Raw genomic sequence first — 26,315 nt, forward strand, 5'->3', positions numbered from 1 at the left:
TGTCCCCGCCCGCCCGGACGGGTAGACCGGGGGGGAACGTGCTCGACGGGTGCGGAAGCGCCGTCCTCCCGTGCCTCCACCGAGTCGGTCCCAGGGGGCAGCCGATGACGGAGTTCATGGCCCGGCCCACGACGGGCCGGCCGGAGCAGCGCACGGCACGCACCGCGCCCGACAGCGCGCCCGGACCGGACCGGCACACCGGGGACGGACACGAGGCGGCCGTCCTGCTGGAGCGCACCAGGGCCGCGGTCGACCCGGTGCTGCGCACGGCCCTCGGGTCCCTGCCCGCCCCGATGCGCCGCATCGCGCTCTACCACTTCGGCTGGCAGAACGCGGACGGCACCCCGGCCGGCGGGGGCTCGGGCAAGGCGATCAGGCCCGCCCTGGTGCTCGCGGCGGCCTCCGCCCTGGGCGGCCCCGCCGCCCGGACGGCGGCCCTGCGGGCGGCGGCCGCGGTCGAGCTGACCCACAACTTCACGCTCGTCCACGACGACGTGATGGACCGGGACACCACCCGCCGCCACCGCCCCACGGTGTGGGCGGTGTTCGGGGACGCCGACGCGATCCTCGTGGGGGACGCCCTCCAGGCGCTCGCCCTGCGGCTGCTCGCCGAGGACCCCCACCCGGCCGCCCCGGCCGCGGCGGCCCGGCTCGCCCAGTGCGTGGTCGAACTGTGCGCCGGGCAGCACGTGGACACGGCCATGGAACGGCGCCCGCCCGACGAGGTCGCCCTGGGGGAGGCCCTCGCCATGGCGGAGTCCAAGACCGGGGCGCTGCTCGGCTGCGCCTGCGCCGTCGGCGCGCTGTACGCGGACGCCGGGGACGCGGAGGTGGCGGCGATGGACGCGTTCGGCCGGGAGGCCGGGCTGGCGTTCCAGCTGATCGACGACGTGATCGGCACCTGGGGCGACCCGCGCCGCACCGGCAAGCCGGCCGGCGCGGACCTCGCCGCCCGCAAGAAGTCACTGCCGGTCGTCGCCGCGCTCACCTCCGGCACGCCGGCAGCGGCGGAGCTGGCCGCCGTGTACGCCGCCCCGCACCGGGAGGGAGACGTCGAACACCTCACCCGGCTCGTGGAGCGGGCCGGCGGACGCGACTGGGCGCAGACCCAGGCCGCGGACCGGATGGCCCGTGCGATGCAGGAGGTGGCCCGAGCGGTGCCGGACCCGGAGGCGGCGGGAGGGTTGCTGGCCCTGGCCGAGTTCGTGACCCGGCGCACCACCTGACGGGACGGCGCAGGCCGTCCCCCCCGGCCCCGGGACCACGCGCCGCCGTGCGGACCTGACCCGTACGGCGCGGTGGTTCCGGACGGGCGGGTCCCGCACTTCCCCACGGTGTGCGGGATCCGCCCCTCTTCCCCGGCCGTCCAGCTAGTCTCAACCCCCGTACACACAACGGTGGTTGATATGAAGGGGCGCACATGGGCGTGGCGATCCGGACGGCCGGCGGGGACGACCGGGAGCTGGTGGTCCGGCTGCTGGACGAGGCGTTCCAGGACGATCCGGTCAGCAGCTGGGTGTTCCCGGGCGCGGAGTACCGCCGCAGGACGCACCACCGGCTCATGGCCGCCTTCACCGACGTCACCCTCGCCGAGGGGCGCGTCGACCTCGTCGAGGACGGCTCGGCGTGCGCCCTGTGGACGTCCGTGCCGGCGGAGGACCCGGGCCACGGCGAAGAGACCGAGGGCGGGGACGAGTTCGCCGAGCTGCGCCGGGCCGTCGACCCGGACAACGAGCGGGTGGAGCTGATCGGCCGGCTCACCGCGGGCATCCACCCGCAGGGCCGCGCCCACGAGTACCTGTGGATGATCGGCGTGGCTCCCGGCCGGCAGGGCGAGGGCCTCGGCACCGCGCTGATCGGCTCCGTCCTCGACCGCTGCGACCGCGAGGCGCGCGCCGCGTACCTGGAGGCGAGCAGTGAACGCAGCGTCCGCCTGTACCGCCGCCTCGGCTTCGAGCCCACCGGCGAACCCCTGCGCCTCCCGGACGGTCCCTTGATGTACCCCATGTGGCGCGAACCCCGCCTCAGCGGCCCGCAGCGCTGACCCGCGGGCCGGCGCCGGCTGCCCCGAAGGCTGATCCCCGAGGTCGCCGCGCTGGGAACGGGGAAGTGAGCGATGGCGCAGCCCGTCCTCGCCCTCGGGTGCGCGCTGGTCACCGGCGCCGGCTGCGTCTGGTACCTGCCGGCCCTCGCCGACCTGCGGGCGGGGGCCGCCGACCGGCCGCCCTCCCGCCGGACCGCGGCGTTCGCCTGCCTGACCGGCTGGGGCACGGTCGCGGCGCCTCGGACTGGCGCTGCTCGTGGCGCCGGTCCGGTGGGCGCCGTGCGCGGTGGCGGCGGTGGGCGGCACGGCCGCCGCCGTCCTGCGGGTGCGGGCCGCGGTGCGGCGCGCCGGCGAGCGGCGGGAGACGGCACGGCTGTGGGCCGGACTGATCCCCGGCGGCCCGCTGCCGCCGGGCTCCGTCCCGCGCGGGGTGGTCGCCGCCCTGGCCGTCGGCCTCCCGGTCGCCGTGACGGCGGCCGTGCTGGTCCCGGTCGCGAGCGTGGCGCCGGCCGCGCTGGTGGTGGGGCTGGGGCTGGTCACCGCCGTCCGGCACGGCCGCGCGGCGCACCGCGCGACGGCACACCGGGGGCGCGGACAGCTCCTTGCGCCCTCGTGCGGCGGTGCATCGCCTCCCGCACGCTGGGGAGCCCCCCGGTCCCGACGCCGGGACCGTCTCCGACGGCCTGGCCGGCCGGGCGCGCGCTGAAGGCGGAGGCCGGCGCGGACGGCGTCCGTCCGTGCGGCGGGGCCGAGCCGGCCGGCGCGCTGGTGCGGACGTACCGCGGGAAGCGCTGAACGGGCGGGCGTTCAGTCCGCGGGGCGCTCCAGGAAGCGCACCATGTTCCCCGCCGGGTCGCGGAACGCGCAGTCCCGCATCCCGTACGGCTGGTCCACCGGCTCCTGGAGGACGTCGGCGCCCGCGGCCCGCACCCGCTCGAAGAGGGCGTCGCAGTCGGTGGTGGTGAAGTTGACCCCGCGCAGCATGCCCTTGGCCAGCAGCTCGGCCATCGCCTGCTTGTCGGCGGGGGAGGCGTCCGGGCTCGCGGCGGGCGGCTCCAGGACGATCTCGACGTCCTGGCCGGGGGGAGCGACGGTCACCCAGCGCATCCCCTCGTACCCCACGTCGTTGCGCACCTCGAAGCCCAGCACGTCGCAGTAGAAGGCCAGCGCCTTGTCGTGGTCGTCGACCGCGATGAAGCACTGCGCGAGCCTCACGTCCGTCGCCCTGTCCATACCGTTCCTGCCGTCCATGCCGTCCCTGCTAGAAGTTCCCGCTCGGATCGGCCCGCCGCCGCACCCGGACCGGGCGGGTGTACGTCCGCACCACGCACGGCGGGATGACCGCGCTCTCCTCGTGCGAGCGGGCGCGATAGGCGCTCGGCGTCTCCCCGACCAGCTCGGTGAACCGCGAGCTGAACGACCCGAGCGAGGTGCAGCCGACCGCCAGGCACACCTCGGTCACCGAGAGGTCGCCCCTGCGCAGCAGCGCCTTGGCCCGCTCGATGCGCCGCGTCATGAGATAGGCGTACGGCGTCTGCCCGTACGCGGCCCGGAAGCTGCGCTGGAAGTGCCCGGGCGACATCAGCGCCGTCCGCGCCAGCTCCGGGATGTCGAGCGGCTCGGCGTACTCCCGGTCCATCCGGTCCCGGGCCCGCCGCAGCCGGACCAGGTCCTCCAGCTCCATGCGCCCAGCATTCCACGCCCTGTGCGGGGGACGCTGGGAAACAGTGAAGCGGACCCGTCGCGAACAGCGAGGCCGGGCCCCTCCACGCCTCGCGGAATACCCCCCGGGGTAATGCTGTTAAGGTGGGCAGTACATACCCCCCGGGGTACATCGCTTCCTGTGGAGGAGCCGTAGCCGTGTTCTTCGTCGACACTCTGGAGTTCGAGGGCCTGGGCAACCGCAGCTACCTGGCCGGCGGGTCCGCCGCCGCGGTGGTCGTCGATCCGCCGCGCGACATCGACCAGGTGATCGCCGCCGCGGCGAAACGCGGGGTGCGCATCGCGTACGTGGTGGAGACCCACGTGCACAACGACTACGTCACCGGCGGTCCGGAGCTGGCACGCGTCACCGGAGCCCGGTACCTGGTGCCGGCCGGGGCCCACGTGTCCTTCGCCCGTACCCCGGTCGCCGACGGCGACACCGTGACGGTGGACGAGGGACTGGTGCTGCGCGCGATCGCCACCCCCGGGCACACCCCGCACCACACCTCCTACGCCCTCACCGAGGACGGCCGCGGTGTGGCGGCGTTCACCGGCGGGTCCCTGCTCATCGGCACCGTCGGCCGGCCGGACCTGGTCGAGCCGCGGCTGACCGAGCAGCTCGCCCGGGCCCAGCACGCCTCCGCCCACCGGCTCGCCGACGAGCTGGACGACGAGGTGCCGGTGCTGCCCACCCACGGGTTCGGCAGCTTCTGCTCCTCCTCCCAGGCCGAGGGGGAGACGACCACGATCGGCGCGGAGCGCACGGCCAACGACGCGCTGACCCTGGACGTGGACACCTTCGTCACCCGGCTGCTCGCCGGGCTGGACGACGTGCCCGCCTACTACGCGCACATGGGCCCGGCCAACGCCGCGGGACCAACCCCGGTCGACCTCACCCCGCCGGGGCGGGCGGACGCCGAGGAGATCGCCGCCCGGCTGGCCGCCGGTGAGTGGGTGGTGGACCTGCGCAGCCGGGTGGCCTTCGCCGAGGGGCACGTGGCCGGGTCGTTCAACTTCGAGGGCGAGGGCAAGCTCGCCACCTACCTGGCCTGGCTGATCCCGTGGGGCAAGCCCGTCACCCTGCTCGCCGACACCTCGGAGCAGATCGCCGCCGCGCAGCGGGAGCTGGCACGCGTGGGCATCGACCGCCCGGCCGCCGCCGCCACCGGCGACCCGGCCGGCTGGGTCCGCGAGGGCGAGGAGCTCGCCTCCTACCCCCGCGCCCGCTTCGCCGACCTCGCCGACGTGCGCAGGCGCGGCGAGGAGGTGGTCGTCCTGGACGTGCGCCGGAACTCCGAGCGCGCCGGCGGCCACATCGAGGGCTCGGTCCACATCCCGGTCCACGAGCTGCACGGCCGCCTCGGCGAGGTGCCGGACGGGACGGTGTGGGTGCACTGCGCCGGCGGGATGCGCGCGGCGATCGCCGCCTCCCTGCTGGACGCCGCCGGCCGTGACGTGGTCGCCGTCGACGACGGCCTCGACGCCGCGGCGGACGCCGGGCTGTCCCTGACCTCCGGCTGACCGGCGACCGTTCTCCCGCAAGGCCTACAAGGAAGGAAGCGTGTGATGTCCCTCTTCCGCCGACCCGGTCCCCGTGCCACGGTCGACGAGGCACGCAGCCGTACCGGCGGCGACCGGCCCGAGGCGGTCCTGCTGGACGTCCGGGAGGAACCCGAGTGGGCCGCGGGCCACGCGCCGGACGCCGTCCACGTACCGCTGACGAAGCTGGTCGCCGGCGCCGCCCTGCCCGCCGAGGCGCGGGGACGTCTGCTGGTGGTGATCTGCCGCAGCGGCCACCGCTCCCAGCAGGCGGCGAAGCTCCTCGCCGGGCGGGGAGCGCAGGCGGTGGACGTCGAGGGCGGCATGAAGGCCTGGACCGCCGCCGGGCACCCGGTCGTCGACGAACGCGGGAACAGCGGCCGGATCACGTGACCGTCCTCGTTCTCGCCCTCGTCGCCGGCGCCGTCGTCGGTCTCGCGCTCGGATCCCTCGGTGGCGGCGGCAGCGTGCTCGCCGTACCGGTGTTGATCTACCTGCTCGGCTTCACCCCCGCCGCCGCCACCACCGCCGGCCTGATCATCGTCACCGCCACCTCCGTCACCGCCCTGTACGCGCACACCCGCGACGGGAACGTGGCCTGGAGGACGGGAGCGCTGTTCGCCGCGGCGGGCACCGCCCCCGCCTTCCTCGCCGGCGCTGTCGCCGGACGCCTGCCCGAAGCGGCGCTCACGGCGGCGTTCGCCGTCATCGCCGCGCTGGCGGCCCTGCGCATGCTGCGTCCGCCGACGTCCGCGCCGCCGGACCGCATCCGTCCCGGCAGGGCGGCCGGAGCCGGCGCCGGCCTGGGCGCCGTGACGGGCTTCCTGGGGGTCGGCGGGGGGTTCCTCGCCGTGCCCGCCCTGGTGAACGTCCTGGGACTGCCCATGCGACGGGCGGTGGGCACCGGCCTGCTCGTCGTCACGGTGAACGCGCTCGCCGCGCTCGCCGCCCGCACCGGCGCCGGCGGCGGCGCACTGCACTGGGAGATCATCGGGCCTTTCACCGGAGCCGCGATCCTCGGCGCCTGGGACGGCAAGCGGCTCGCGGCGAAGCTCTCCGGCACCACCCTCCAGAAGGTCTTCGCCGGGGTCCTGCTGGCGGTGGCGGCCTTCATGCTCGTCGACGTGATCGCCTAGCCGCCGGAGCCGGCACCGGAGCCGCCGACGGCCCAGGACACGGACCGGGAGAGCCGCTGCGGCCGGCCGCGCGTCCCAGGACCGCCCTCGGCCCGGCTCCCGTCGGACCGAACCCCACCCCATTCCGACACACAAGGATGACATCTGCCATGACCACACCCACGGCCCTCGCCACCGACGAGGCACGCGCCCGCCTGCACGAGCTGACCGTCATCGACGTGCGCACCCCGGGCGAATACGCCGGCGGCCACCTCCCCGGCGCGCTCAACGTCCCCCTCGACCGGATCCAGCGCGCCCTGCCCGACCTCCGGCACGCCGCCGACCGCGGTGACCTCCTGGTCGTCTGCGCCTCGGGCGCCCGCTCCGAGAACGCCTGCCGGATCCTCGCGGAGAACGGTGTCACCGCCGCCACCCTGTCGGGAGGCACCGGCGCGTGGGCGGCCGGCGGCCACGAACTCCACCGGCCCCAGGGCGCCTCGCGTGCCACCTGGGGCATGGAACGGCAGGTGCGGCTCACCGCGGGAGTGATCGTGCTGCTCGGCCTGCTGCTCGGGTACGTCGTCCACCCCGCCTTCCAGCTCCTCTCCGCCGGCATCGCGGGCGGTCTGGTCTTCTCCGCCCTGACCGACACCTGCGGCATGGCCGCCCTGCTCGCCAAGCTGCCCCACAACCGTCCCCGCGCCGCCGAGCTCGACGACGCGCTGGCCGCACTGCGCGGCCGCTGAGCCACGCGGGAAAGCGGCCGCTGAGCCACGCGGGAGAGGGGGAGGGATCCGGATCCCTCCCCCTCTCGTACGCCGGGGCACGCGGCCACCGGCCCGGTCACCCGCGCGCGGACGTCTCCTGGTCCGGCGACGGCCGCGGATCGCGCCTCCTCACCGGTGCGGAGCAGCACCAGCAGTGCGCCCAGCGCCGCCACCGCGGCCAGGACCAGCAGCACCAGCCGGCCCGACGCCCCCGCGCCCACCCCCGCGCCGAGGCCGGACAACCGCTCTTCCAGGGCGAACCCGGCGTCGGTGCCCAACACCGACGGCAGCGCGGACCTGCCGTCGAAGGCCAGGAAAGCCGCACCGAGCGCGATGCACAGCACGCCGCCGACGGCCGAGGTGCTGTGCGGGGCCGGGTCCACCCGGAGGACCCGGCCCCGCCGCCAGCGCGTGCGGACCAGGCCGAAGCGGTCCCCCACCGACGCCGGCACGCACATCGGGACCGCCGTCCCCCAGGCGTGGACGGCGAGCAGCGCCCCGCCGTGCAGGGGGCCGCCGGTCACGGCCGCCACGGTCAGGACGGAGCCGAGGACCGGCCCCGCACAGAACCCCGCCGGCCCGTACACCGCGCCCGGCGCGAACACCGACGGCGCCGAGCCCGAACGGCGCCCGCCCGCGGCCTGCGCCATCCGGCGGGAGCCGAAGCCCACTCCGGCGATCCGGGCCACGCCCAGCACGATGACCGTCCACCCTCCCGCTGTCACCAGGGCGTCCCGATGGCCGTGGAAGAGGCGGCCGGCGAACGAGCCGGCCACACCGAGCGGCACGCGTGTCGTGCACGCGCTGCGGTGGAACAGGCCGGTGCGCGCCACCGGCCGGGTGCGGCTGGTGAAGGAGCAGGCGAGGAAGGCCGGCAGCAACAGGGCGCCGCACGGGCGGCGCCGCACGGGCTGAGCGGAGCCAGCAGACCGCCGAGGAACGCGACCGTCAGAGGGCCACCGGCCGACGGGACGGGCGATCGGGTGTCACGGCTCAGGCCAGTGAGAGGAACAGCTTCTCCAGCCGGGCGCGCATCTGCTCCCGGTCGCCGGAAGCGGCCATGTCCTCGTCGGTCAGGCAGTGCTGCAGGCCGGTGGCGATGATCGCGAAACCCGCCTTGTCCAGAGCCCGGGACGCCGCCGCGAGCTGGGTCACCACGTCCTCGCAGTCCCGCCCCTCCTCGATCATCTTGATCACGCCGGCGATCTGGCCCTGCGCCCGGCGCAGCCGGTTGACCACCGTCTTCAGTTCCTCAGCCGCCATCGCCAGTTCCACGCCCACACTCCTTCTGGATACCCCCTTGGGTATCGTAACGAAGTGCTGACCCGAATGGGCGAAGAAAGCGCCCGGGGCTCAGCCGCCGGCCCGCCGTCGTCCGGGCCGGCATCCGTTCCGCACGGGTCTTCGAACGCCTCTTCGCGCGCCTCCGCGAAGACGGACGCCCGCCCTCTGGAAGGGCTCGGCGCGGACTGCGGGCGGGCTCGTCCCGCCGGGCGCCGAAGCGCCGGTCCGGTGGAGCCTCGGGCGCGTCTCGGCCGTCATCACGCGGCGGATCCACGCGCACCCGCGGCCGGGAGAGGGCGACCGCACCCGGGCCGCCATGGACGCCGTGCTCGGCGTCTGCGGGCCGGGTGCGGACGGCTGGGCCCCTTGACCCGCGCTTTCGCGGGTCAAGGGGCCCAGGTGACGATCAAGCCTTCTTGGTCTCCCAGAAGATCTTGTCGATCTGGGCGATGTAGTCCAGCGCCTTCTGGCCGGTGGCCGGGTCGGTCGACGCCTTGGCGGCCGAGAGGGCCTTCAGGGTGTCGTTGACCAGCTGGTGCAGCTCCGGGTACTTCTCGAAGTGCGGGGGCTTGAAGTAGTCGCTCCACAGCACGGAGACGTGGTGCTTCGCCAGCTCGGCGCGCTGCTCCTTGATGACCGTGGCACGGGCCTGGAAGTGCGGGTCGTCGTTGCCGGCCATCTTCTCCTGGACGGCCTTGACCGACTCCGCCTCGATGCGGGCCTGGGCCGGGTCGTACACACCGCAGGGCAGGTCGCAGTGCGCGCTGACCTTGACCCTGGGGGCAAACAGGCGGGAAAGCATGAAGCGTTCCTTCCTCGTGATCGTCTTCTCACAGGGGACATTACTCCGTGGCGGACCGGTTTTCGCGGGTGCCCCCGTGGGCTTAGGACAAAAGTCCGGGGTCAGACTGAGACTGGTGGGGAAGAACCGGGGAGGTGCCGGGAGATGCCGGAGCTGCCGCAGGACGCCGAGCGGGTGAGGGCGCCGCTGCCCTTCGGGGTGGCCGAGGTGACCGGACCGTCGATGGTGCCGACGCTGCACCACGGGGACCGGCTCCTGGTCCACTACGGGGCGCGGGTGAGACGCGGCGACGTGATCGTGCTGCGCCATCCGTTCCAGCAGGACCTGCTGGTCGTCAAGCGGGCGGCCGAGCGGCGCGACGGCGGCTGGTGGGTGCTCGGGGACAACGCGTACGCGGGCGGTGACAGCACCGACTACGGCGTCGTCCCCGACGAGCTGGTGCTGGGCCGGGTCCGCTTCCGCTACCGGCCGCGCTCCGCGGGCCGGCGGTCGCCGCTGTCGCTGCTGGCCCGGGCGCTGACGTCGGTCCGGCCGGTGCTTTCCGACCGGTCCGCCTCCAGGCGCTTGCGGGCGCGGTAGGCGGCCACGTTGGCGCGGGTGGCGCAGCGGTCCGAGCAGTAGCGCCGGGAGCGGTTGGTGGAGGTGTCCAGGTAGGCGTTGCGGCAGGGTGCGGCCTCGCAGAGGCCGAGGCGGTCGACGCCGTACTCGGTGAGGTGGAAGGCCAGGCCCATCGCGGCGATCGCGGCGTAGCCCGCGGTCGCGTTGGACGGGTGGTCGGCCAGGTGCATGTGCCACAGCGGGCTGCCGTCGTCGTCGCGGAAGTCGTGGCCGGAGATCTGCGGGCTCACCGGGAACTCCAGCAGCAGCGAGTTCAGCAGGTCCACGGCGAGGGTCTCGTCGCCGCCGTCGGCCGCCTCGAAGACCGACCGGAGCCTGGCCCGGACCGAGCGGAACCGCGTCACGTCCGCCTCGGTGGCCCGCCGGGCGGCCGACCGGTTGCCGCCGAACAGGTCGCGCACGGCCTCGACCGAGGTGAGCGTGTCCGTGCCCCGGCCCGGCTCCTCGGTGTTCACGAGACGTACGGCGTAGTCCGAGTAATAGGCCAGTTCCACTTGTAGTCCTTACGCAGGGGCTCTAGGGTCGTGCGTGCGGTCGGGTAACAGACGATCGTGCCCCCAGGGTATTACGGAGTGCATCGCGAGGGAGGGCCCATGACGGACTCGCACACCACCACGGCCGGTACGGACTGGCAGGCCTGGCAAGAGAGCTGGGACCGGCAGCAGGAGTGGTACCTGCCCGACCGGGAGGAACGCTTCCGGGTCATGCTCGACATGGTCGAGGCGCTCGTCGGCACCGCCCCGCGCGTCCTGGACCTGGCCTGCGGCACCGGCAGCATCACCGCCCGGCTGCTCGCCCGCTTCCCGGACGCCACCAGCACCGGTGTCGACCTGGACCCGGCGCTGCTCGCCATCGCCGAGGGCACCTTCGCGGGCGACGAGCGGGTCACCTTCGTCACCGCCGACCTCAAGGACCCCGACTGGGCGGCCCAGCTCCCGCACGACTCCTACGACGCCGTGCTGACCGCGACGGCCCTGCACTGGCTGCACCGGGAACCCCTCGCCGACCTCTACGGGCACCTCGCGGACCTGGTCCGCGACGGCGGCGTCCTCATGAACGCCGACCACATGATCGACGAGACCACGCCCCGGATCAACGCGGCCGAGCGCGCCCAGCGCCACGCCCGCATGGACCGGGCCAAGGAGCAGGGCGCCCTCGACTGGGCCGAGTGGTGGCAGCTCGCCGCGCAGGACCCCGTCCTCGCCGGCCCCACCGCCCGCCACTTCGAGATCTACGGGGAGCACGCCGAGGGCGACATGCCGTCCCCGGCGTGGCACGCGCGCGTGCTGCGCGAGGCGGGCTTCGCGGAGGCGCGCCCGGTGTGGTGCTCACCGTCGGACACCCTGCTGCTGGCCCTGAAGTAGCGCGCCCGGAGCAGAGGGGAGGGGGCGGTACGGATGCCCGTACCGCCCCCTCCCGCGCGCGTGCGGGTCCGAGGTCAGAGGACCTTGGACAGGAACGACTTGGTGCGCTCGTGCTGCGGATCGGTCAGCACGTCACGCGGGTGGCCGGACTCGACCACCACACCGCCGTCCATGAACACCAGGCTGTCGCCCACCTCGCGGGCGAAGCCCATCTCGTGCGTGACGACGATCATCGTCATGCCCGACTCGGCCAGGTCGCGCATGACGTCGAGGACGTCACCGACCAGCTCCGGGTCGAGCGCCGAGGTCGGCTCGTCGAACAGCATCAGCTTGGGGTCCATGGCGAGCGCGCGCGCGATCGCCACCCGCTGCTGCTGGCCGCCGGAGAGCTGGGAGGGGTAGTTCCCGGCCTTGTCGGCGAGACCCACGCGGTCCAGCAGCTCGAGCGCGCGCTGCCGGGCCTGGGTCTTGTTGACGCCCTTGACCTGCACCGGCGCCTCCATGACGTTCTCGACGGCCGTCATGTGCGGGAACAGGTTGAAGCGCTGGAAGACCATGCCGATGTCCCGGCGCTGCTGGGCGACCTCGCTGTCCTTCAGCTCGTAGAGCTTGTCGCCCTTCTGGCGGTAGCCCACCAGCTCGCCGTCGACGTAGAGCCGGCCGGCGTTGATCTTCTCCAGGTGGTTGATGCACCGCAGGAAGGTCGACTTGCCCGAGCCGGAGGGGCCGATGAGGCAGAACACCTCGCCGGTCCGCACCTCCAGGTCGATGCCCTTGAGGACCTGCACACCGCCGAAGGACTTGTGGACGCCCTCGGCCTTCACCATGGCCGTCATACCGTGCTGCTCCTCTCGCGGCTGAAGGCCATCAGGTTGACCTTGACTTTCTGCCACGGGGTCGGCGGCAGGTTCCGGGACGAGCCGCGCGCGAAGCGGCGCTCCAGGTAGTACTGGCCGACGCTGAACACGCTGGTGATGACCAGGTACCAGATGCACGCCACGAACAGCATCTCCATCACGGCGTACGAGGTGGAGCCGATCGTCGAGGTGGCGCGCAGCAGTTCGTTGTACGTCACCGCGTACACCAGCGACGAGGTCTTCAGCATGTTGAGGAACTCGTTGCCGGTCGGCGGCACGATCACCCGCATCGCCTGCGGGATCACGATGCGCCGCAGCGTCTTGCCGTGGCTCATGCCGAGCGCGTGCGCCGCCTCGGTCTGGCCGTCGTCGACGGACTGCAGGCCGGCGCGGCAGATCTCCGCCATGTACGCCGCCTCGTTCAGGCCGAGACCCAGCAGGGCCGCCATGAACGGCGTCATGACGTCGACCATCTCGTCCTTGTAGAGCGGACCGAGGTTCAGCACCGGGAAGATCAGCGCCAGGTTGAACCACAGCAGCAGCTGCACGTAGACCGGGGTGCCGCGGAAGAACCAGATGTAGGCCCACGCCACCCAGCTGGTCACCGGGTTCTTCGACATCCGCATCACGGCGAGGATCACGCCGAGGACCACGCCCATGACCATGGCCAGGACGCTGATCAGCAGGGTGCGGCCGGCGCCGGCCAGCACGGTGCCGTCGAAGACGTAGTCGCCGACGGCCTGCCACTGGATCTTCTCAGCGGTGGCGAAGGCGTTGATCAGCAGGCCCACCAGGGCCAGCACGACGACGGCGCTGACCCACCGGCCGTAGTGACGGACCGGGATGGCCTTGATCGCCGCGGGCTCCACGGGGGCGGGCCCGTCGTCCTTGGAGACGGGGGCCGCCGGCCGGGCGCCGCCCGTCCCCTTGTCGAGTTTGTCGGTCACTGTGACTGCCCTTCAGTACGTGCCCGGGACCGTCACTTGCCGCCGTTGATCACGGCCTTGTCGATGGCGCCGGTCTCGGCGCCCCACTTCTCGAGGATCTTCTTGTACGTGCCGTCCTCGATGATGGCGTTGACGGCGGCCTCCAGGGCCTCCGTGAGCTGCTTGTTGTCCTTGTTGACCGCGATGCCGAACGGACCGGCGTCCACCTGCTCGCCGACCACCTCGAAGGCGTTGCCGTCGTCCGCCTTGCGGGCCAGGTCGACCGCGACCGGGTAGTCGTTCACACCGGCCACCGCGCCGCCGGACTTCACACGGGTCTGGGCCTCGGTGTCGTTCTCGAACGACTGGATGGTGATCTTCTTCTTGCCGGCGTCCACGCACTTCTGGGACTGGTCCTGCAGCGCCTTCTCGTACGTGGTGCCGCGCTGCACGGCGGCCGGCTGACCGCAGAGGTCCTCGATGGAGTTGATCCCCTTCGGGTTGCCCTTCTGGACGTACACGGCGGTGCCGGCCATGAAGTAGTCGACGAAGTCGACACCCGGGCCGAGCTTCTTGCCCTTGTCGTCCAGGCCCTCCTGCCGCTGCTTGTTGTCCGTGATGGACGACATCGCGATGTCGTAGCGGCCCGAGTTCAGCGCGGTGATCAGACCGTCGAAGTTGCCGGAGGTGAACTCGACCTCGACACCCAGCTTCTCGCCCAGCGCGGCGGCGATGTCGGGGTCGACGCCGACGATCTTCCCGCCCTCCTGGAACTCCATCGGGGCGTACTCGGCGTTGGTGCCCGCCTTCAGGACGCCGGCCTCCTGGATCTTCTTGGGCAGCTTGTCGAACAGCGGAGCGGAGTTGGACGCGTCCGACCCCTTGGCGTCCGAGTCGCCGCTGCCTTCGGTCTGGTCACCGCAGCCGGTGAGAAGCAGTGCGCCTGCGACCGCGATCGCGCCGACCGCTGCAATCCGTGAGCGCGCTGCGGTGGTACGACGGGTGGTGCTTGCGGTCATGGTGGGTTCCTCCGGCGGATGGGTGGAGTTGCCGATGGGCCGGCGACGGCCGGTCGGCGTCGCCGCGGGGTCGACGGAGGCACACACCTTCGAGTGCCGCGACCTCGTGTGATTACCGCATCTTGCCATTCGGATTGGGCCGTTCAGGGGGCCTGTGATGTCAAAATCGGATAACGGAGGGTTCTCCAACCCGACCACTCCGGTACATCGCGACCGAAGACTCTTCGGGAATCCTTAATTCCGGCCGCAAGATCTTCACTAATACGCCCATTGGGCGGACGACCCGCCGAGTCCGCGCTCCACTTGAGGGTTTGCTGAGACTTCGTCCGGGTCTTGTCCTGATATCGGACGAAGATTCATGGCGTCGGCATGTGACCTTCGCGTTATGGACTCGTCGCCGACGGCGTCCGTCCGGTAAGAAGGTTCTTCACACCCCTCATCCGGGGCTCAGGGCGCGTGTGCGGCGCGCCCGTCGCGTTCGGCCCGTACGTATCAACCCCTCCGGGCCCGGCGCGGTCCCGCCCGCTCCTCACCAGGAGTGGCAACCCTCAAACCATGAACACTTAAGGGGTAAAACCAAGTGGCAGCGGAGATTGTCAATCCTCGCAGCGACAGCGAGAACCGGGACGCTTCCGAGCAGGACGGCGGGGCGGAGCCCCTGGAGTCCTTCGACCCGGCGTTCGCGCTGCACCGCGGCGGCAAGATGGCCGTGCAGGCCACCGTGCCGGTCCGCGACAAGGACGACCTGTCCCTGGCGTACACGCCCGGCGTCGCGAAGGTGTGCAGCGCGATCGCCGAGCAGCCGGAGCTGGTCCACGACTACACGTGGAAGTCCTCGGTCGTCGCCGTCGTGACGGACGGCACGGCCGTGCTCGGGCTCGGCGACATCGGGCCCGAGGCCTCCCTCCCGGTCATGGAGGGCAAGGCCATCCTCTTCAAGCAGTTCGGCGGTGTGGACGCGGTCCCCCTCGCACTGGACTGCACCGACGTCGACGAGATCGTCGAGACCGTGGTCCGGCTCGCCCCGTCCTTCGGCGGGGTGAACCTCGAGGACATCTCGGCGCCGCGGTGCTTCGAGATCGAGCGGCGGCTCCAGGAGCGCCTGGACATCCCGGTCTTCCACGACGACCAGCACGGCACGGCCGTGGTGACGCTCGCGGCGCTGCGGAACGCGGCGCGGCTCAGCGGGCGTCCGCTGGGCGAGCTGCGGGCGGTGATCTCCGGCGCGGGCGCGGCGGGTGTCGCGATCGCCAGGATGCTGGTCGAGGCCGGCATCGGGGACGTCGCGGTGGCCGACCGCAGGGGTGTCGTCTCGCGGGACCGCGAGGACCTCACGCCGGTCAAGGCCGAGCTGGCGTCGTTCACCAACAAGGCCGGCGTCTCCGGCACGCTGGAGTCCGCGCTGGCGGGCGCCGACGTCTTCATCGGCGTCTCCGGCGGCACGGTCCCCGAGCCCGCGGTGGCGTCGATGGCCGAGGGCGCGTTCGTCTTCGCCATGGCCAACCCGAACCCGGAGGTGCACCCGGAGGTCGCGCACAGGTACGCGGCCGTCGTGGCCACCGGCCGGTCGGACTTCCCGAACCAGATCAACAACGTCCTGGCGTTCCCCGGCATCTTCGCGGGCGCGCTCCAGGTGCGGGCCTCCCGGATCACCGAGGGCATGAAGCTCGCCGCGGCCGAGGCGCTGGCCTCCGTCGTCGGCGACGACCTCGCCGCCGACTACGTCATCCCGTCCCCGTTCGACGAGCGGGTCGCCCCCGCGGTGACGGCGGCGGTGGCCGCGGCCGCCCGGGCCGAGGGCGTCGCCCGGCGCTGAGCGCACGTGTGAGGGGCCCCGTCCAGGCCGTGGACGGGGCTCACGCATGTCCGGGGCCGCACCGCGAGCGGGGCCCGGTCCGGCGCAAGAGGGCGTGTGTCACAGCCGGGCACGGTTCCTTCGGCGGGACGCGGAACCTATCGTCGAGGTCATGTTCGCTGTCTACGCCGCCCGAATCGATCGCGACCAGCCGCTCACGGGACTGGAGTCGGGAGAGCGACCCGCTCCCGAGTCCCGGCCGGGCTGGAGCACCGTCACGGTCAAGGCCGCCTCCCTCAACCACCACGACCTCTGGTCCCTGCGCGGCGTCGGCCTCGCGGAGGACAAGCTGCCGATGATCCTCGGCTGCGACGCAGCCGGTGTCGACGAGGACGGCAACGAGGTCGTCCTGCACTCGGTGATCGGCCAGACCGGTCACGGCGTGGGCCCGAAGGAGCCCCGCTCCATCCTGACCGAGCGCTACCAGGGCACCTTCGCCGAACAGGTCTCCGTGCCCGCCTGGAACATCCTGCCCAAGCCCAGGGAGCTGTCCTTCGAGGAGGCGGCCTGCCTGCCCACGGCCTGGCTGACCGCCTACCGGATGCTGTTCACCAACGCCGGCGTGCGGCCCGGTGACGCGGTGCTGGTGCAGGGCGCCGGCGGCGGTGTCGCGACCGCCGCGATCGTGCTCGGCAAGGCGGCGGGGCTGCGGGTCTTCGCCACCAGCCGGGACGAGGCCAAGCGCAAGCGGGCGCTGGAGCTGGGCGCGGTGGAGGCCGTGGAGCCCGGCGCGCGGCTGCCGCAGCGGGTCGACGCGGTGATCGAGACCGTGGGGGCGGCCACCTGGTCCCACTCGGTGAAGTCGCTGCGCCCCGGCGGCACGCTGGTGATCTCCGGAGCCACCAGCGGTGACCGGCCCTCGCACGCCGAGCTGACCCGCGTCTTCTTCCTGGAGCTGAAGATCGTGGGGTCGACGATGGGCACCAAGGACGAGCTGGAGGACCTGCTGTCCTTCTGCGCCGCGACCGGGGTGCGGCCCGTCATCGACGAGGTGCTGCCTCTGGACCGGGCCCGTGAGGGCTTCGAACGGATGGCGTCAGGCGAGCTGTTCGGGAAGATCGTGCTCACCAACCCCTGACGCGGCTCGCCTCCCTCCCGCGGCACCCCTGCGGCCGGTCCGGTTCTCCGGGCCGGCCGCGGTTTTGTCAACTAGGGTTGACGTAATCGGCGTGTCAACGTACGTTGACATCATGACTGAGGCAACCGATCTCGCCGAGCGGGCGGGCGACCGCGACCCGCGGGTCGGCCTGCGGGCCGTCGCCGCGCTGCGCAAGCTGCTCGAGCAACTGGAGGCCGTGCAGGTGCGCAACGCGCGCAACCACGGCTGGTCGTGGCAGGAGATCGCCACCGAACTCGGGGTCAGCAGGCAGGCCGTGCACAAGAAGTACGGGAGGCATTGATGTTCGAGCGGTTCACCAAGGACGCCCGGGACGTGGTCAAGGAGGCCGTCGCCCAGGCCGAACGGGTGGGAGCGGCCCGCGTCGGCGCGGAGCACCTGCTCCTCGCCCTGCTCGACCGGGAGGGCAGCCGCGCCTCCTTCGCCCTGACCGCCCTGGGGCTCGACGAGCGCCGCGAGCCGGTACGGGAGGCCCTGGAGCGGGCGCGACGGCGGGGCGGGCTCACCCAGGCCGAGACCGACGCCCTCGCCGGACTGGGCATCGACGTGCCGGAGATCGTCGCCCGGGTGGAGGAGGCGCACGGCCCCGGGGCCCTGTCGGGGGAGCGGCCCCGCACCCGGTGGCGGGGGCACCGGCCCTTCGACCGGACGGCCAAGGACGTCCTGACCGGGGCGCTGCGCACCGCCACCGCCCGCGGCCACCGCCACATCGGCGACGAGCACCTGCTCCTCGCCCTCACCGCCCGCCCCGGTGTGCCCGCCGAGGTCCTCGCCGACCACGGCGTGACCCACGCGTCGGTCACTCGTGTGCTCCACGGCGACGGCGAGGCCAAGGCGGGCTGACGGGGCTCAGGGCTTCGGCGCCCGCAGCAGCGCCCTGATACGGGCCGCCGCCTCCGACAGGTGCCCACGGGCGTCGCGGAGCTGTTCCTCGGTGACCCCGTGGTCCCGCGCGGCGTCCCGGACGTCGTCCCGGAAGCGGTCCAGCAGCCGCTCCAGGTCGCGTGCCGGGTCGCCGGTGGACTCCGCCGCGCTCGCGTGGCCCCAGGAGGGGGCGTAGTCGGCCGGGAAGTCCTCGGGGGTCGTGGAGTACGACGGACGGGAGTCCGCCGCCTTCCCGGAATCCGTGCGGCCGAAGGGGAAGTCCTTGCCGAACTCGCCCATCTCCTTGACCAGTTCGCCCAGGCCCTCGCGGAGTCCGGACGGCCAGTCGCCGCGGGCGAAGTGGCCCTGCACCTGCTCCTGGACCTGCCGGACGAGGCGCTGCACCTGCTCCTGTGCCCGGTCCTGGGCCTCCTTGGCCTGGCGGCGGGCGCGCTGGGCCTCCTCGCGGGAGCGCCGGCTCTCGTCCTTGGCGCGCCGGGCCTGCTCCTTCCACTCCTGCTTGGCGCGGCGCATCTCCTCCTTGGCGGCGCGCCAGGCGTCCTTGTCGCCGAACACCGAGAAGTCGCCGAGGCCGAAGTCGCCGAAGGGGGCCTCCTTGCCGCCGGACGCGCCACCGCCCCGCGACTGCCGGGCCCGGCCGGCCTCGGCGCGCATCTCGCGGCGCAGGTCGCCCGCCGCGCCGCTGACGTCGGCCCGTATCTCGGCGGCGAGCTCGGCGACCGACTCGCGGATCTCCAGCTCCAGGTCGGCCAGCTCGCCGCTGCGGTCGGCCAGCTCGGCGCGGCCGGCGTCGGTGATCGAGTAGACCTTGCGGCCGCCCTCGGTGGTGTGGGTGACCAGCCCCTCCGCCTCCAGCTTGGCCAGACGGGGGTAGACCGTGCCCGCGGACGGCGCGTACAGCCCCTGGAAGCGCTCCTCGAGGAGGCGGATCACCTCGTAGCCGTGCCGGGGGGCCTCGTCGAGCAGCTTCAGCAGGTAGAGGCGGAGGCGTCCGTGGGCGAAGACGGGGGGCATGTCAGAGCACCTTCTTGTCGGTCGTACCGGCATTGTCCTCCGGGCCGCCGCGCCGGTCCGGCTCGTCCTCCCGGGGCGGGCGGCGCAGCAGGGCGATGGAGCCGGAGACGGTGGTGGCCCGCAGGGTGCCGCTGCCCGCGCCCAGGCGGCCGGTGAGCTTGTGGGCGCCCCACATCCCCTGGACCCGCAGGTCGTCGAAGGCGTTGGAGATGGCGCCGCTGGCCGTGTTGGCCTCCACCTCGGCGTCCGCCGGGTCGGGCAGCCGGACCGCGATCTCGCCCGAGACGCTGGTCAGCCGGACGTCGGTGGGGCCCTCGGGGTCCAGGTCCACGATCAGCGAGCCGCTGACGGTGTCCGCCCGGACGGAGGGGCCGGAACCCTCGACGACGGTGAGGTCGCCGGAGACGGAGGCGAAGCGGAGGTCGCCGGTCACGGACTGGGCCTCCACGCTGCCGGAGACGGTGTCCGCGCGGACGGGCCCCGAGAGGCGCACCAGGGTGGTGTCGCCCGCGACGCCCTTCACCGCGGCGGGGCCCCGGATGCCCGAGACGACGGCGCCGGCCCCGACGACGCCGACCTCCACGCGGGTCCGCGCGGGGACGGCGAGGGAGACCACCGCGCTGCGGCGCCAGCCCTTGCCGTCCAGCCAGGTGAGGAAGCCCTTCCAGGGGAGGTCGTCGTAGGCGACGGTCAGGACGCCGTCCTCCTGCGTCACCACCAGGGGCGGGCCCTCCACGTCGGAGACCTGGAGGCGGGCCTCGTCCTCGTCGGTCCCCACGACGTTCACCGTGCCGTTGACGAGGCGGACGTTGAGGCGGGTCAGGGGGGCGTCGAAGGTGAGGTCTGTCGTGTCCTTCACGGACCACTCGGGCATGGACGGCCTCCTGATCGCGGATGTGCTCCCGGTGCGGGCATGCGTTGCGTCATATCGCGTATTACTCGATTCACGATATATCGCGGCGCATGAAAGTCAAGGCACTCGTTCTGGTGAACGGTGCCTCGGGTTCGCGATGGGGGGAGGTGCGCGATGGGGGGAGGTGCGCAAGGGGGCGGAGGTGCGGCCCGGCGCCTACGGAGCGCCGTCGCGCCCGTCCGTGCCCGCTCGGAGGCACGGACGGGCGCGGCTCACTCGTCCTCGTCCTCGTCGTCCAGGCGGGCCAGCCAGGTCGCCAGGCGCTCCACCGGGACCTCGAAGTCGGGGTTGAGGTCGACGAAGGTGCGGAGCTGCTCCGCGAGCCACTCGAAGGTGACCTCCTCCTCGCCGCGCCGCTTCTCCAGTTCCTCGATGCCACGGTCCGTGAAGTACATGAGGTCAAGGATATGGGGCGGAGAACGGGGCGGGCCGCACCCCCGGGGAGGGGGTGCGGCCCGCTCGGTCACCGCGTCTTCGCGCCGGTCAGGCCTCGAAGACCTCGCGCACGAGCTGCTCCTGCTCGGCCTGGTGGCGCTTGGCGGAACCGACCGCCGGGGACGAGCTGTGCGGCCGCGAGATGCGGCGCAGACGCTCGGCGTGCGGCAGGTCGGCGCCGACCGCCAGGTCCAGGTGGTCGATCAGGTTGAGCGCGATGAACGGCCAGGCACCCTGGTTCGCCGGCTCCTCCTGCGCCCACAGGTACTTCTCGGCGTTCGGGTACTTCTTGATCTCCGCCTGGAGCTCGGCGCCCGGCAGCGGGTACAGGCGCTCGATGCGGATGATCGCCGTGTCGTCCGCGCCGCGCTTCTTCCGCTCGGCGACCAGGTCGTAGTAGACCTTGCCGGCGCAGAAGACGACCTTCTTCACACCGGCCGGGTCGACCGTGTCGTCGCCGATGACCGGGCGGAACTGGCCCGTGGTGAACTCCTCCGCCTTCGACGCGGCGGCCTTCAGGCGCAGCATCGACTTCGGGGTGAAGACCACCAGCGGCTTGTGGTGCGGGTTGTGCACCTGCCACCGCAGGAGGTGGAAGTAGTTCGACGGCGAGGTCGGCATGGCGACCGTCATGTTGTTCTGGGCGCAGAGCTGCAGGAAGCGCTCCGGGCGGGCCGAGGAGTGGTCCGGGCCCTGGCCCTCGTAGCCGTGCGGGAGGAGCAGGACCACACCGGAGGTCTGGTTCCACTTCTGCTCGGCCGACGAGATGAACTCGTCCACGACCGTCTGCGCGCCGTTGACGAAGTCGCCGAACTGCGCCTCCCACAGCACGAGCGCGTCCGGGCGGGCCAGCGAGTAGCCGTACTCGAAGCCCATGGCCGCGTACTCGGACAGCAGGGAGTTGTAGACGTTCAGCCGCGCCTGGTCCTCGGAGAGGTACTGCAGCGGCGTGTACTCCTCGCCCGTCTCACGGTCGATGATGACCGCGTGGCGCTGGCCGAAGGTGCCGCGCTGGGAGTCCTGGCCGGCGAGCCGGACCGGGACGCCCTCGAGGAGCAGTGAGCCGAAGGCGAGGGTCTCGCCCATGCCCCAGTCGATGGTGCCGTCCTCGACCATCGCCGCCCGGCGCTGCAGCTGCGGCAGCAGGCGCGGGTGGACGGTGATGTGGTCGGGGATGTTCACCTGCGACTCGGCGATCCGCTTCACGATCTCCGTGCTCACCGCGGTGTTCACGGCGACCGGGAACTCGGCCTGCGGGTCGGCCGGGGCGACCGCGGTCGGCTGCGAGGTGGCCTCGCGGACCTCCGTGAAGACCTTCTCGAGCTGGCCCTGGTAGTCCTGCAGCGCCTGCTCGGCCTCTTCCAGGGTGATGTCGCCGCGACCGATGAGGGACTCGGTGTAGAGCTTGCGCACCGAGCGCTTCTTGTCGATCAGGTCGTACATCAGCGGCTGGGTGAAGGCCGGGTTGTCCGACTCGTTGTGACCGCGGCGGCGGTAGCAGATGAGGTCGATCACCACGTCCTTGTTGAACGCCTGGCGGAACTCGAAGGCCAGGCGCGCGACGCGCACGACCGCCTCCGGGTCGTCGCCGTTCACGTGGAAGATCGGGGCCTCGATCATGCGGGCCACGTCCGTCGCGTACATGGAGGAGCGCGAGGACTCGGGGGCCGCGGTGAAGCCGACCTGGTTGTTGATGACGATGTGGACCGTGCCGCCGGTGCGGTAGCCGCGCAGCTGCGACATGTTCAGGGTCTCGGCCACCACGCCCTGGCCCGCGAAGGCCGCGTCGCCGTGGATGGCCACCGGCAGGACGGTGAAGTCCGTGCCGCCCTTGTTGATGATGTCCTGCTTGGCGCGGGCGACGCCCTCGAGGACCGGGTCGACGGCCTCCAGGTGCGAGGGGTTGGCGACCAGCGAGACCTTGATCTGCTCGCCGTCCAGGCCGGTGAAGGTGCCCTCGGCGCCCAGGTGGTACTTCACGTCGCCGGAGCCGTGCATCGACTTCGGGTCGAGGTTGCCCTCGAACTCGCGGAAGATCTGCGCGTACGACTTGCCGACGATGTTGGCGAGGACGTTCAGCCGGCCGCGGTGGGCCATGCCGATGACGACCTCGTCCAGGCGGGACTCGGCGGCCGAGTCCAGCACCGCGTCGAGCAGCGGGATGACGGACTCGCCGCCCTCCAGCGAGAAGCGCTTCTGGCCGACGTACTTGGTCTGCAGGAAGGTCTCGAAGGCCTCCGCCGCGTTCAGCCGGCGCAGGATGCGCAGCTGCTCCTCGCGCTCCGGCTTGGTGTGGCCGCGCTCCACGCGGTCCTGGATCCACTTGCGCTGCTTGGGGTCCTGGATGTGCATGAACTCGATGCCGGTGGTGCGGCAGTACGAGTCGCGCAGCACGCCGAGGATGTCGCGCAGCTTCATCATCGACTTGCCGGCGAAGCCGCCGACGGCGAACTCGCGCTCCAGGTCCCACAGGGTGAGGCCGTGCTCGACGATGTCCAGGTCGGGGTGCTTGCGGACCTTGTACTCGAGCGGGTCGGTGTCGGCCATGACGTGGCCGCGGACCCGGTAGGAGTGGATCAGGTCGAAGACCCGGGCGGCCTTGGTGACGTCGTCGTCGTGGCTGGCGTCGATGTCCTTGAGCCAGCGGACCGGCTCGTAGGGGATGCGCAGGGCCTCGAAGATCTCGTCGTAGAACTTGTTCTCGCCGAGCAGGAGGTTCGCGACCTGGCGCAGGAACTCGCCGGAGGCGGCGCCCTGGATCACCCGGTGGTCGTAGGTCGACGTGAGCGTCATGACCTTCGAGATGCCGAGCTTGTTCAGGGTGTCCTGGGAGGTGCCCTGGAACTCCGCCGGGTAGTCCATGGAGCCGACGCCCATGATCACCGACTGGCCGGGCATGAGGCGCGGCACGGAGTGCACGGTGCCCAGGCCGCCGGGGTTGGTCAGGGAGACCGTGACACCGGTGAAGTCGTCCATCGTCAGCTTGTTGTCGCGGGCGCGACGGACGATGTCCTCGTAGGCCTGCCAGAACTCGAAGAAGTTCAGCGTCTCGGCCTTCTTGATCGCCGCGACGACGAGCTGGCGGTCGCCGTTGGGCTTGACCAGGTCGATGGCGAGACCGAGGTTGACGTGCTCCGGCTTGACCAGGGTGGGCTTGCCGTCCACCTTGGCGTACGACCAGTTCATCGCCGGCATGGCCTTGATGGCCTGCACCATCGCGTAGCCGATGAGGTGCGTGAAGGAGATCTTCCCGCCCCGGGCGCGCTTGAGGTGGTTGTTGATGACGATGCGGTTGTCGAACAGCAGCTTCACCGGGACCGCCCGCACGGACGTGGCCGTGGGCAGCTCCAGCGAGGCGTCCATGTTCTTCGCCACGGCGGCGGACGGACCGCGCAGGGTGACCTGCTCGGGGCCGCTCTTCGCCCCGCCCGCCGGCTCGGCCTTCTCGGCCGGGGCCGGCTTGGCGGCGGGAGCGGCCTGCTTCTTCGGCTGGGCGGGCGCCTGGGCCTTGGCGGGAGCCTGAGCCGGGGCCTCGGCCGCCGGAGCGGCGGCGGGCTTCGCGGCCGGGGCGGGCGTCTCGGCCTTCGCGGGCGCGGCCGGCCGGGACGGAGCGGTGGGGGTCACCGCGGCCCCCGCGGCCGCGTCACCCGCCGGAGCCGGGGTCGCGGACGCGCCCGGCTTGTAGTCGGCGAAGAAGTCCCACCAGGCTCGGTCCACCGAGTTCGGGTCCTGGAGGTACTGCTGGTAGATCTCGTCGACGAGCCATTCGTTGGCACCGAAGGCCGCAGCGGGGTTCTTGCCCGCTTGGTCGGTGTCGGTCGAGATGCTCGAGTTACTGGGGGACTGTGGCGACACGGCGTCAACCGCCCTCTTCCGCTTCGCAAGATGATGGACAGCGGAAATAAAGGCTACGCCTCCCCGCGCGAGAAGGTCAGGCCGGGCCCGTGCAACGTCGTGCACATCACATCTCGGCGGGTGTTTCGCCTCTGGAATTGGCGGGAAACAAGCGAAGTTCCGCTTCTTTCGACGGTATCAGGCATCGCTGGACCAGGGCCCGTCGCGCCCCGCGCGCGGGTCTGTGCCTGATCACACGTGTCCGCCAGGGCGAACACAGATGGATCTTGAGGCTCCGCTTCGAACTTTACGTCAACTTGGCAGAGCGGAGGGCCCTGGAAGAGTGATCAGAATCCGGCAACCCCGCTCGGATTCCGCCACCCCGATCCGCCCGCCGTGCAGGTCCACGGCCCAGCGGGCGATCGCCAGGCCCAGCCCGGTGCCGCCGTCGCTGCCGGGGCCGTGCGGCCGGTTGACGTTGCCGCGGTTGAACCGCTCGAAGACCCGGTGCCACTCCGTGCGCGGGATGCCCGGACCCTCGTCCAGCACCTCCAGCTCCAGCGACTCCGGCTCGGGGCCCCGCCGGGCCCGGACGGTCACCCTGCCGTGCGGCGGGCTGTGCTTGACCGCGTTGTCGATCAGGTTGGCGACCACCTGGTGGATCCGCTCGGGATCGGCGTGCGCGACCAGCTCGGGCGGCGAGACGTCCAGGTGCAGATGCACGTCCGTACGGGTGTGGCTGCCGGAGCCGGAGGCCATGCCCGCGCGGGCGGAGGCGACCATGTTGGCCTCCTTCAGCACCCCCGACAGGTACGGCCACACCTCGAAGCGGCGCTTCCTCAGCGGCACCACGCCGTTGTCCAGGCGGGACAGGTCCAGCAGCGTCTCCACCAGACGGCCGAGCCGCTCGGTCTGCTTCAGGGCCGTGCGCATCGTCTCGGGGTCGGCCTCGGTGACGCCGTCGACGATGTTCTCCAGTACCGCGCGCAGTCCCGCGATGGGCGTGCGCAGCTCGTGCGAGACGTTGGCCACCAGCTCCTTGCGCTGGCGGTCCTGCGCCTCCAGCTCGTCGGCCATGACGTTGATCGTCTGCGCCAGGTCGCCCAGCTCGTCCCGGCGGCTCTCGCGCACCCGGCGGGTGTAGTCGCCGTGCGAGATGGACCGCGCGACGGCGTTCATGTCGTCCAGCGGAGCGGTGAGGGAGTGCGCCACGAACTGGGTGATCAGCAACGTGGCGATCATCGAGAAGACGGTGATGAAGCGCAGCTCCGTCTTGGTGTGCACGGCGATCACCGACAGCCCGGTGGTGATCAGGACCGAGACGACGACCAGCGCGCCCAGCTTGGTCTTGATCGAGAACGGGCGCACACCGCCCCACGGATCCTTCTTCCCCTGTCCGCGCCGCGCCGGACCCCCGCTCATGGCGTCGGCGTCTCCAGGGCGTAGCCCACGCCGTGCACGGTGCGGATGCGCTCGGCGCCGATCTTCCGGCGCAGCGCCTTGATGTGGCTGTCCACGGTCCGGGTGCCGGAGGCGTCCGCCCAGTCCCAGACCTCGGCGAGCAGCTGCTCGCGGGAGAGGACCGCGCGCGGAGTGTTGGCCAGGCACACCAGCAGGTCGAACTCGGTGGGCGTCAGGTGGACGTCCTCGCTGCGCACCCGCACCCGGCGCTGGGCGTGGTCGATCTCCAGCTCGCCCAGGCGCAGGATGCCGCTGCGCGGGGTGGTGGCCGCGAGGGCGGCGCGCTCCACGCGGCGCAGCAGCACGTGCACGCGGGCGGCGAGCTCGCGCATGGAGAACGGTTTCGTCATGTAGTCGTCGGCGCCGACGCCGAGGCCCACCAGCATGTCGGTCTCGTCGTCGCGCGCGGTGAGCATCAGCACCGGCACCGGCCGCTGGGCCTGCACGCGCCGGCAGACCTCCAGGCCGTCGAAGCCCGGCAGCATGATGTCGAGGATCAGCAGGTCGGGCTGCCAGGCCTCGGCCGTGTCGACCGCGGAGGGGCCGTCGCCCGCCGTTTGCACGAGGAATCCCTCGGCGCGCAGGCGGGTCGCGATGGCGTCCACGATCGTCGCGTCGTCCTCGACCACCAGGACCCTGCGCTGCGCGCCGGGGGTGGTCGCCGCCGTGCCGTTGTGGGAGGTGTGTGTCTGCTCCATCGCCCGCCCCTGAAGTGTGCTTTTTCCGGAATCCGTGGGGTGATCCGTCGTCTGCGCATCACTG

The 26,315-nt window shown here is 72.4% G+C and carries 28 protein-coding genes; 14 read left to right on the top strand and 14 right to left on the bottom strand.

The window, feature by feature from the left end; all coding sequences use genetic code 11:
* Window positions 1-104 precede the first annotated feature (104 nt).
* From ACWH4W_RS11845 to ACWH4W_RS11855, 3 genes are all read left to right on the top strand, one after another.
* Entirely contained in the window at window positions 105-1,226 is a 1,122-nt protein-coding gene (locus ACWH4W_RS11845; RefSeq protein ID WP_473075708.1) for a family 2 encapsulin nanocompartment cargo protein polyprenyl transferase, read from the top strand.
* A 194-nt stretch (window positions 1,227-1,420) separates the two neighbouring features.
* Complete coding sequence (locus tag ACWH4W_RS11850) at window positions 1,421-2,044, top strand: GNAT family N-acetyltransferase (RefSeq protein WP_473075709.1); 624 nt, start codon at window positions 1,421-1,423, stop codon at window positions 2,042-2,044.
* Between the two features lie 295 nt (window positions 2,045-2,339).
* Window positions 2,340-2,750 carry a hypothetical protein gene (locus ACWH4W_RS11855; protein ID WP_473075710.1) on the top strand — a complete coding sequence of 137 codons (411 nt, stop codon included), beginning with the start codon at window positions 2,340-2,342 and terminating at the stop codon, window positions 2,748-2,750.
* A gap of 101 nt (window positions 2,751-2,851) precedes the next feature.
* On the opposite strand, the gene ACWH4W_RS11860 is transcribed toward ACWH4W_RS11855, so the two are convergent.
* Window positions 2,852-3,277: a VOC family protein gene (locus tag ACWH4W_RS11860; RefSeq protein WP_473075711.1), complete on the bottom strand. Its 426-nt coding sequence runs from the start codon at window positions 3,275-3,277 to the stop codon at window positions 2,852-2,854.
* A 28-nt stretch (window positions 3,278-3,305) separates the two neighbouring features.
* Complete coding sequence (locus ACWH4W_RS11865; RefSeq protein ID WP_473075712.1) at window positions 3,306-3,728, bottom strand: helix-turn-helix domain-containing protein; 423 nt, start codon at window positions 3,726-3,728, stop codon at window positions 3,306-3,308.
* Between the two features lie 176 nt (window positions 3,729-3,904).
* Between ACWH4W_RS11865 and ACWH4W_RS11870 the strand changes: the two genes are divergently transcribed.
* From ACWH4W_RS11870 to ACWH4W_RS11890, 5 genes are all read left to right on the top strand, one after another.
* Window positions 3,905-5,269: a rhodanese-like domain-containing protein gene (locus ACWH4W_RS11870; RefSeq protein WP_473075713.1), complete on the top strand. Its 1,365-nt coding sequence runs from the start codon at window positions 3,905-3,907 to the stop codon at window positions 5,267-5,269.
* A gap of 45 nt (window positions 5,270-5,314) precedes the next feature.
* Entirely contained in the window at window positions 5,315-5,680 is a 366-nt protein-coding gene (locus ACWH4W_RS11875) for a rhodanese-like domain-containing protein (RefSeq protein ID WP_473075714.1), read from the top strand.
* The gene (locus ACWH4W_RS11880; protein ID WP_473075715.1) at window positions 5,677-6,423 is read left to right on the top strand and encodes a sulfite exporter TauE/SafE family protein; all 747 of its coding nucleotides are present in this window, start codon (window positions 5,677-5,679) and stop codon (window positions 6,421-6,423) included. The genes ACWH4W_RS11875 and ACWH4W_RS11880 overlap by 4 nt, the downstream gene beginning before the upstream one ends.
* A 149-nt stretch (window positions 6,424-6,572) precedes the next feature.
* Complete coding sequence (locus tag ACWH4W_RS11885) at window positions 6,573-7,148, top strand: rhodanese-like domain-containing protein (RefSeq protein ID WP_473075716.1); 576 nt, start codon at window positions 6,573-6,575, stop codon at window positions 7,146-7,148.
* 291 nt (window positions 7,149-7,439) lie between these two features.
* On the top strand, window positions 7,440-8,084 hold the full coding sequence (locus tag ACWH4W_RS11890) for a hypothetical protein (RefSeq protein WP_473075717.1): 645 nt from the start codon (window positions 7,440-7,442) through the stop codon (window positions 8,082-8,084).
* A gap of 78 nt (window positions 8,085-8,162) precedes the next feature.
* Here ACWH4W_RS11890 and ACWH4W_RS11895 read toward each other — a convergent pair whose 3' ends face one another.
* Together ACWH4W_RS11895 and sodN are read right to left on the bottom strand one after the other, a co-directional pair.
* Window positions 8,163-8,444, bottom strand: coding sequence for a metal-sensitive transcriptional regulator (locus ACWH4W_RS11895; RefSeq protein ID WP_098750301.1), 282 nt, complete (start codon window positions 8,442-8,444; stop codon window positions 8,163-8,165).
* A gap of 415 nt (window positions 8,445-8,859) precedes the next feature.
* A complete protein-coding gene (gene sodN / locus ACWH4W_RS11900) occupies window positions 8,860-9,255 on the bottom strand; it encodes a superoxide dismutase, Ni (protein WP_006136256.1) in 396 nt (131 codons plus the stop codon).
* Window positions 9,256-9,399: 144 nt separating this feature from the next.
* Here sodN and sodX point away from each other — a divergent pair, with 144 nt between their 5' ends.
* Window positions 9,400-9,834, top strand: a complete 435-nt coding sequence (gene sodX / locus ACWH4W_RS11905) for a nickel-type superoxide dismutase maturation protease (protein ID WP_473075718.1) — start codon at window positions 9,400-9,402, stop codon at window positions 9,832-9,834.
* Here sodX and ACWH4W_RS11910 read toward each other — a convergent pair.
* Entirely contained in the window at window positions 9,717-10,367 is a 651-nt protein-coding gene (locus tag ACWH4W_RS11910) for a CGNR zinc finger domain-containing protein (protein ID WP_473075719.1), read from the bottom strand. The two genes, sodX and ACWH4W_RS11910, sit on opposite strands and share 118 nt — an antisense overlap.
* 99 nt (window positions 10,368-10,466) lie before the next feature.
* Here ACWH4W_RS11910 and ACWH4W_RS11915 point away from each other — a divergent pair, with 99 nt between their 5' ends.
* Entirely contained in the window at window positions 10,467-11,237 is a 771-nt protein-coding gene (locus tag ACWH4W_RS11915) for a class I SAM-dependent methyltransferase (RefSeq protein ID WP_473075720.1), read from the top strand.
* A 74-nt stretch (window positions 11,238-11,311) separates the two neighbouring features.
* Here ACWH4W_RS11915 and ACWH4W_RS11920 read toward each other — a convergent pair whose 3' ends face one another.
* The 3 genes from ACWH4W_RS11920 to ACWH4W_RS11930 are packed head-to-tail and all read right to left on the bottom strand — an operon-like array spanning window position 11,312 to window position 14,039.
* Window positions 11,312-12,073, bottom strand: coding sequence for an amino acid ABC transporter ATP-binding protein (locus ACWH4W_RS11920; protein ID WP_473075721.1), 762 nt, complete (start codon window positions 12,071-12,073; stop codon window positions 11,312-11,314).
* Complete coding sequence (locus ACWH4W_RS11925) at window positions 12,070-13,041, bottom strand: amino acid ABC transporter permease (protein WP_473075722.1); 972 nt, start codon at window positions 13,039-13,041, stop codon at window positions 12,070-12,072. Before ACWH4W_RS11925 ends, ACWH4W_RS11920 begins: the two co-directional genes overlap by 4 nt.
* A gap of 32 nt (window positions 13,042-13,073) precedes the next feature.
* The gene (locus tag ACWH4W_RS11930; protein WP_473075723.1) at window positions 13,074-14,039 is read right to left on the bottom strand and encodes an ABC transporter substrate-binding protein; all 966 of its coding nucleotides are present in this window, start codon (window positions 14,037-14,039) and stop codon (window positions 13,074-13,076) included.
* A 580-nt stretch (window positions 14,040-14,619) separates the two neighbouring features.
* Between ACWH4W_RS11930 and ACWH4W_RS11935 the strand changes: the two genes are divergently transcribed.
* The 4 genes from ACWH4W_RS11935 (at window position 14,620) to ACWH4W_RS11950 (ending at window position 17,854) form a co-directional block, all read left to right on the top strand.
* Complete coding sequence (locus tag ACWH4W_RS11935; protein ID WP_473075724.1) at window positions 14,620-15,855, top strand: NAD(P)-dependent malic enzyme; 1,236 nt, start codon at window positions 14,620-14,622, stop codon at window positions 15,853-15,855.
* Between the two features lie 151 nt (window positions 15,856-16,006).
* Window positions 16,007-16,972 carry a zinc-binding dehydrogenase gene (locus ACWH4W_RS11940; RefSeq protein WP_473075725.1) on the top strand — a complete coding sequence of 322 codons (966 nt, stop codon included), beginning with the start codon at window positions 16,007-16,009 and terminating at the stop codon, window positions 16,970-16,972.
* A 112-nt stretch (window positions 16,973-17,084) separates the two neighbouring features.
* The gene (locus tag ACWH4W_RS11945; RefSeq protein ID WP_028959309.1) at window positions 17,085-17,294 is read left to right on the top strand and encodes an HTH domain-containing protein; all 210 of its coding nucleotides are present in this window, start codon (window positions 17,085-17,087) and stop codon (window positions 17,292-17,294) included.
* Complete coding sequence (locus tag ACWH4W_RS11950) at window positions 17,294-17,854, top strand: Clp protease N-terminal domain-containing protein (RefSeq protein WP_473075726.1); 561 nt, start codon at window positions 17,294-17,296, stop codon at window positions 17,852-17,854. The genes ACWH4W_RS11945 and ACWH4W_RS11950 overlap by 1 nt, the downstream gene beginning before the upstream one ends.
* Before the next feature lie 6 nt (window positions 17,855-17,860).
* Here the strand turns inward: ACWH4W_RS11950 and ACWH4W_RS11955 are convergent, their stop codons facing one another.
* The 6 genes from ACWH4W_RS11955 to ACWH4W_RS11980 form a co-directional block, all read right to left on the bottom strand.
* Window positions 17,861-18,910, bottom strand: coding sequence for a PadR family transcriptional regulator (locus tag ACWH4W_RS11955; RefSeq protein WP_473075727.1), 1,050 nt, complete (start codon window positions 18,908-18,910; stop codon window positions 17,861-17,863).
* A 1-nt stretch (window position 18,911) separates the two neighbouring features.
* Window positions 18,912-19,784 carry a DUF4097 family beta strand repeat-containing protein gene (locus tag ACWH4W_RS11960; protein ID WP_473075728.1) on the bottom strand — a complete coding sequence of 291 codons (873 nt, stop codon included), beginning with the start codon at window positions 19,782-19,784 and terminating at the stop codon, window positions 18,912-18,914.
* 251 nt (window positions 19,785-20,035) lie between these two features.
* Window positions 20,036-20,218, bottom strand: a complete 183-nt coding sequence (locus ACWH4W_RS11965) for a DUF6104 family protein (RefSeq protein ID WP_003961784.1) — start codon at window positions 20,216-20,218, stop codon at window positions 20,036-20,038.
* A gap of 88 nt (window positions 20,219-20,306) precedes the next feature.
* On the bottom strand, window positions 20,307-24,113 hold the full coding sequence (locus ACWH4W_RS11970; protein ID WP_473075729.1) for a multifunctional oxoglutarate decarboxylase/oxoglutarate dehydrogenase thiamine pyrophosphate-binding subunit/dihydrolipoyllysine-residue succinyltransferase subunit: 3,807 nt from the start codon (window positions 24,111-24,113) through the stop codon (window positions 20,307-20,309).
* 291 nt (window positions 24,114-24,404) lie between these two features.
* A complete protein-coding gene (locus ACWH4W_RS11975) occupies window positions 24,405-25,514 on the bottom strand; it encodes a sensor histidine kinase (protein WP_473075730.1) in 1,110 nt (369 codons plus the stop codon).
* A complete protein-coding gene (locus ACWH4W_RS11980; protein WP_473075731.1) occupies window positions 25,511-26,251 on the bottom strand; it encodes a response regulator transcription factor in 741 nt (246 codons plus the stop codon). The genes ACWH4W_RS11975 and ACWH4W_RS11980 overlap by 4 nt, the downstream gene beginning before the upstream one ends.
* Window positions 26,252-26,315 lie beyond the last annotated feature (64 nt).

It is taken from the genome of Streptomyces sp. DSM 120436, assembly GCF_055778765.1.

What these genes read in the sequence shown, in the direction of transcription:
- ACWH4W_RS11845 (WP_473075708.1), top strand. Translation starts at nt 105, where the DNA reads ATGACGGAGTTCATGGCCCGGCCCACGACGGGCCGGCCGGAGCAGCGC.
- ACWH4W_RS11850 (WP_473075709.1), top strand. Translation starts at nt 1,421, where the DNA reads ATGGGCGTGGCGATCCGGACGGCCGGCGGGGACGACCGGGAGCTGGTG.
- ACWH4W_RS11860 (WP_473075711.1), bottom strand. Translation starts at nt 3,277, where the DNA reads ATGGACAGGGCGACGGACGTGAGGCTCGCGCAGTGCTTCATCGCGGTC.
- ACWH4W_RS11865 (WP_473075712.1), bottom strand. Translation starts at nt 3,728, where the DNA reads ATGGAGCTGGAGGACCTGGTCCGGCTGCGGCGGGCCCGGGACCGGATG.
- ACWH4W_RS11875 (WP_473075714.1), top strand. Translation starts at nt 5,315, where the DNA reads ATGTCCCTCTTCCGCCGACCCGGTCCCCGTGCCACGGTCGACGAGGCA.
- ACWH4W_RS11885 (WP_473075716.1), top strand. Translation starts at nt 6,573, where the DNA reads ATGACCACACCCACGGCCCTCGCCACCGACGAGGCACGCGCCCGCCTG.
- sodN (WP_006136256.1), bottom strand. Translation starts at nt 9,255, where the DNA reads ATGCTTTCCCGCCTGTTTGCCCCCAGGGTCAAGGTCAGCGCGCACTGC.
- sodX (WP_473075718.1), top strand. Translation starts at nt 9,400, where the DNA reads ATGCCGGAGCTGCCGCAGGACGCCGAGCGGGTGAGGGCGCCGCTGCCC.
- ACWH4W_RS11915 (WP_473075720.1), top strand. Translation starts at nt 10,467, where the DNA reads ATGACGGACTCGCACACCACCACGGCCGGTACGGACTGGCAGGCCTGG.
- ACWH4W_RS11920 (WP_473075721.1), bottom strand. Translation starts at nt 12,073, where the DNA reads ATGACGGCCATGGTGAAGGCCGAGGGCGTCCACAAGTCCTTCGGCGGT.
- ACWH4W_RS11930 (WP_473075723.1), bottom strand. Translation starts at nt 14,039, where the DNA reads ATGACCGCAAGCACCACCCGTCGTACCACCGCAGCGCGCTCACGGATT.
- ACWH4W_RS11940 (WP_473075725.1), top strand. Translation starts at nt 16,007, where the DNA reads ATGTTCGCTGTCTACGCCGCCCGAATCGATCGCGACCAGCCGCTCACG.
- ACWH4W_RS11945 (WP_028959309.1), top strand. Translation starts at nt 17,085, where the DNA reads ATGACTGAGGCAACCGATCTCGCCGAGCGGGCGGGCGACCGCGACCCG.
- ACWH4W_RS11950 (WP_473075726.1), top strand. Translation starts at nt 17,294, where the DNA reads ATGTTCGAGCGGTTCACCAAGGACGCCCGGGACGTGGTCAAGGAGGCC.
- ACWH4W_RS11955 (WP_473075727.1), bottom strand. Translation starts at nt 18,910, where the DNA reads ATGCCCCCCGTCTTCGCCCACGGACGCCTCCGCCTCTACCTGCTGAAG.
- ACWH4W_RS11960 (WP_473075728.1), bottom strand. Translation starts at nt 19,784, where the DNA reads ATGCCCGAGTGGTCCGTGAAGGACACGACAGACCTCACCTTCGACGCC.
- ACWH4W_RS11965 (WP_003961784.1), bottom strand. Translation starts at nt 20,218, where the DNA reads ATGTACTTCACGGACCGTGGCATCGAGGAACTGGAGAAGCGGCGCGGC.
- ACWH4W_RS11975 (WP_473075730.1), bottom strand. Translation starts at nt 25,514, where the DNA reads ATGAGCGGGGGTCCGGCGCGGCGCGGACAGGGGAAGAAGGATCCGTGG.
- ACWH4W_RS11980 (WP_473075731.1), bottom strand. Translation starts at nt 26,251, where the DNA reads ATGGAGCAGACACACACCTCCCACAACGGCACGGCGGCGACCACCCCC.